The organism is Nitratidesulfovibrio oxamicus, assembly GCF_015731765.1.
In the GTDB taxonomy this organism is placed as follows: Bacteria; Desulfobacterota; Desulfovibrionia; order Desulfovibrionales; family Desulfovibrionaceae; genus Cupidesulfovibrio; species Cupidesulfovibrio oxamicus.
Genome location: NZ_VRYY01000217.1, coordinates 1 through 4,088, shown reverse-complemented (window position 1 = coordinate 4,088; position 4,088 = coordinate 1). Strand labels below are relative to the sequence as shown.

General features: G+C 66.5%; 5 protein-coding genes. 4 read left to right on the top strand and 1 reads right to left on the bottom strand.

From position 1 onward, the window contains the following. From FVW20_RS08565 to pal, 4 genes are all read left to right on the top strand, one after another. Nucleotides 1-359 (top strand): energy transducer TonB (locus tag FVW20_RS08565; RefSeq protein ID WP_196609091.1); only part of this gene is annotated, 359 nt, incomplete at its 5' end. Continuing rightward, nucleotides 356-850 (top strand): energy transducer TonB, encoded by a 495-nt coding sequence (locus tag FVW20_RS19990; protein WP_307831440.1) that lies wholly within the window; start codon nt 356-358, stop codon nt 848-850. The genes FVW20_RS08565 and FVW20_RS19990, both read left to right, overlap by 4 nt. Then, nucleotides 847-2,187 (top strand): Tol-Pal system beta propeller repeat protein TolB, encoded by a 1,341-nt coding sequence (gene tolB, locus FVW20_RS08555; RefSeq protein WP_196609090.1) that lies wholly within the window; start codon nt 847-849, stop codon nt 2,185-2,187. The genes FVW20_RS19990 and tolB overlap by 4 nt, the downstream gene beginning before the upstream one ends. A gap of 343 nt (nt 2,188-2,530) precedes the next feature. Continuing rightward, entirely contained in the window at nt 2,531-3,043 is a 513-nt protein-coding gene (pal, locus tag FVW20_RS08550; RefSeq protein WP_196609089.1) for a peptidoglycan-associated lipoprotein Pal, read from the top strand. Between the two features lie 348 nt (nt 3,044-3,391). Here pal and FVW20_RS08545 read toward each other — a convergent pair. Continuing rightward, the coding region (locus FVW20_RS08545) for an FAD-binding protein (RefSeq protein WP_196609088.1) at nt 3,392-4,088 on the bottom strand (697 nt) is incomplete at its 5' end.

The window sequence follows — 4,088 nt, the reverse complement described above, 5'->3', positions numbered from 1 at the left end:
CCGTCAAGGGGGGCGGCGGCGGCGCGGCGGGCGGCGGTGACGGCAGCGGGGGCGAAGGCTCCGGCGGCGTCGGCATTGCCGGGGTGTATACCATGCAGGTCATGCAGATCGTGCGCAGCCACTGGGAATTCCCCGCCCTCGCCAACCGCGAGAACCTCATGGTGCGGGTACGGGTAAAGGTGGCCGCCAACGGCCAGATACAGGATTTCAGCGTGGAACAGTCCTCGGGCCGGGCCGACTTCGACTCGTCGACCCTGAAGGCGCTGGGCAAGACCGGCATACTGCCGCCGCCGCCCAGCGCGGAATTCCAGGACCTGGTGCTCGTCTTCAACCTTCAGGAAATGATGGGCAGGCGATGAGCAGCATGCGCCCCACGACACGCCTCCTCTCCGCGGCATGCCGTGTCGCGTGTCTGGCAGTCTGGCTGTTGGCGTGCGCCTGCCCGTGGACTTCTGCCAGCGCAGCCACCAACGGGCGCCTGGGGGTCGATTCCCCCGAAGCCATCGGAGCGTCTGGCAGCCAGGCCGCGCAAGACACCGATCTGCCGCAGCAGGCATCTTCCTCGCCAAGGGACAGATTCACGCGGCAGGTCATGGCTATCGTGTGCTGCCACTGGGAATTCCCCGCCCTCGCCAACCGCGAGAACCTCATGGTGCAGGTGCGGGTGAAAGTGGCCCCCAACGGCCAGATACGGGATTTCAGCGTGGAGCAGTCCTCGGGCCGGGCCGACTTCGACGCGTCGGCCCTGAGGGCGCTGGGCAAGACCGGCATGCTGCCGCCGCCGCCCAGCCCGGAAAACCAGGACCTTCTGCTCACCTTCAACCTTCAGGAAATGATCGGAAAAAGATGAGACAGCATCATGCCATCCACCGCCTTCTGGCGGCAGTGTGCCTCATCGTGTGCTGCGCGCTGGCCGCCCCGGCCCTTGCGGCCGGACCCGTGCAGATCGACATCTACGGCCCCGGCCAGGGCAGCCTGAACCTTGCCCTTGCCGATCCGCTGGGCCCCACCCCCGGCACCCCGGTGACCGGGCAGGGCGTGAAGCTGAACGAAATCATTCGCGAGAACCTGAGCTTTCTGCCGTTCCTGCGCCTGACCGACCCCAAGGCCATCCTGGGCGGTTCGGTGCTGCAAAGCTACAAGGCTCCGGACATCGACTTCAAGCGCTTCCAGATCGCGGGCACCGACCTTGTGGTCACGGCGGGCTGGCCGCAGGGCGACGCCCCCGGCAAGCCCTTTGTGGAACTGCGCGTGTACGAGGCGTATTCCGGCAAGCTGGTGTTCGGCAAGGGCTACTACGACATCCAGGAAACCCAGCTGCCCGACGTGGCCGACCGGTTCTGCTCCGACCTCATGAAGGCCCTGACCGGGCGGGGCGAATTCTTCAAGTCCACCCTGGCCTTCGTGAAATCGGGCGGCAAGAACAAGAAGGACGTGTGGCTCAGCAAGCCCACCGGCCGTGACCTGCGCCAGATCACCAACCTGCCGGGCGAGGCCATGTCCCCGTCGTGGTCGCCCGACGCGCGGTTCATCGTGTTCAGCCACATGGACGACCGCACCCACGCCCTTGGGGTGTGGGACCGCCTGACCCGCCAGACCCAGCGCATCAAGTTTCCGGGCAACACCGTCATCGGCCCCACCTTCATGCCCGACAACAAGGTGGCGGTCAGCCTTTCCACCGGCAAGAACCCCGGCATCTTCCTGCTGAGCCACGTATTCCAGAAGGAACGCCCGCTGGAGGACAGCGCCTCCATCGACGTTTCGCCCTCGTTCGACGCCACCGGCACCAAGATGGCCTTCTGCTCCAGCCGCCTGGGCGGCCCGCAGATATTCCTGAAGGACCTGACCACCGGGCAGGTGACGCGCATCAGCCGCAGCGGCAACTACAACACCGCCCCGTCCATCAGCCCCGACGGCACGCTGATCGCCTTTGCCCGCATGACCGACTTTGGCCACCGCATCTTCGTGTACGACATGGTCACCCAGTCGGAACGGCAGGTAACCTTCGGCCCCGGTACGGACGAAACGCCGTCCTTCGCGCCCGACAGCTACTTTCTGGCGTTCACCTCCACCCGCAGCGGCGCGAAGCAGATCTACCTGATTACCCGGCACGGCGGCGACGCCAAGCGGGTGCCCACTGGCGCGGGCGATGCCTCGTTCCCGGACTGGGGCATGATACCCGACTAGGAGGCAACGCGCGGGCGCGGCGCCGCAAGGGGCGAACATCCCGCTCGGCGGATACCTGCCGCTTGCCGGGCGCTTGTTTCACGACTTCCGGACACAACGCATCGTGGAACTTCCGAAAAGGGTCACGCCACCGCCCGCCAGGGGCCAAAACCAAAAAAATCGTGGGGGAAAGTGGAGATACCGCAATCCCCCATCTTGACAAAAAACGGCGTAGAGATACCATTACTGCTGTCCCATTCCGGGGGTGTTAGGGTTGCGGCCGAAGCCAACGGGACGGGATAAAGGAAAGGAACCGTTCTCTGCATAATTCTATTGGAGCGAAGAGCTGTCTAGGAGGAATCACATGAACACCGCAAAGCGCTTTGGGCTTGTCCTGACTCTGGCCCTTGTCCTCGCCACCGGCTTTGGCTGCGCCAAGAAGCAGGTCGCCGCCACCCCCGAATCGACCGGCGCCCCCATGGCCGCCGAAGACGATTCGGCCCGTCGTGCTCAGCTGGAAGCCCTTGCCCGGGCCCAGCAGATCATCACCGACGCCAAAGTCTACTTCGACTTCGACAAGTTCGACCTGAAGGCCGAATCCAAGGAAGTGCTGAAGCAGAAGGCCGACGTGCTGAAGAAGTTCCCCTCCATCCGCGTGCTGGTGGAAGGCCACTGCGACGAACGTGGTACCCAGGAATACAACCTGGCCCTCGGCGAACGCCGCGCTCGCGCCGCCTACGAGTACCTGGTGATGTCCGGCGTGAACGCCGGTCAGCTGGAAATGATCAGCTACGGCGAAGAACGTCCCGCCGTGGAAGGTCACACCGAAGCTGCTTGGTCCAAGAACCGCCGCGGCGAGTTCAAGATCATCAAGTAAGCTTTGTTTCCGCCTGATTTCAAGGCCGCTCCCGTTCGCGGGGGCGGCCTTCTTCTTTTGCGCGCGGCGCGCCGGCGCAGCCATGCCTGTCCGGGCTGCACGTGGCAGTTCGGCATTGCGGCGTGACCGGTTCGCCCGCAGTTGATCGTGCGCAACCGTGCCCAACCATTCACAGCAGGGCGCAACCTTGCACAGCATGGCGCAATCTTGCACAGCAGGACTCAGCAGGGCGCAGCCGTGCGCGACCGCACGCCGCGCATGCACGCGCCGCCCCCCGTATCAAGGGGATGAGCAGGGGACCGAACGACGCGGACTGCGCGCCACGGCACGGAAGGATATGGTGCGGGCTTACGCCGCCGGTGCTGGCGCCACGGCCTCGCTCTCCGCGCGCAGGCGACGCAGCCGGTGCTCTGCCACGGTCAGGCAGGAAAGAACGCGGGCACGATCCAGCAGGCCCACGGCAGGCAGCAGCAACAGCGCCTTCAGCCGCTCCGTGAACAACTCCAGATCCTGCCTCTGCCGTTCTGCCCCGGCAGGCTCCACGGTGTCGGGACGCGCCGCTTGCAGCGCCTCGCCCGGCAAGCCCGGCAGGCAGTTGCGCTGCATGGCCTCTCGCAGGCGCAGGGGGTGGCGGGCAGACTGGTGTTCCATCGCGTCCGGTGCGGTGGGAGGCGGGGGCAACAGGGCGGAATGGGCGTGCAGGGCCGCCGCGATGCCTGCCCTGTGCCCGAAGACCTGTGCGGCCAGCACCATGGCCCCGCCGATGCGGTTGGCCCCGTGCATGCCGGTGGCGCATTCACCGCAGGCGAACAGCCCGGCAACCGAGGTACGCCCGTCCGCGTCGATGAGCGCCCCGCCGTTGCCTGCCTGCGCCATGAGCGACAGGAGGCGGGTTTCCCGTTCGCCATGGTAGCGCACCCGCACCACTCCCGCCGGGGTCATGCGTGCCAGCAGCCAGGCATCCAGCGCGGCGTCGGCCAGCCCCCAACCCCACGGGGCATGGGTGGCCCGGCTGGCCACGTGGTGGCGCAGATCGCGCGGCAGG

What these genes read in the sequence shown, in the direction of transcription:
- FVW20_RS19990 (WP_307831440.1), top strand. Translation starts at nt 356, where the DNA reads ATGAGCAGCATGCGCCCCACGACACGCCTCCTCTCCGCGGCATGCCGT.
- pal (WP_196609089.1), top strand. Translation starts at nt 2,531, where the DNA reads ATGAACACCGCAAAGCGCTTTGGGCTTGTCCTGACTCTGGCCCTTGTC.
- tolB (WP_196609090.1), top strand. Translation starts at nt 847, where the DNA reads ATGAGACAGCATCATGCCATCCACCGCCTTCTGGCGGCAGTGTGCCTC.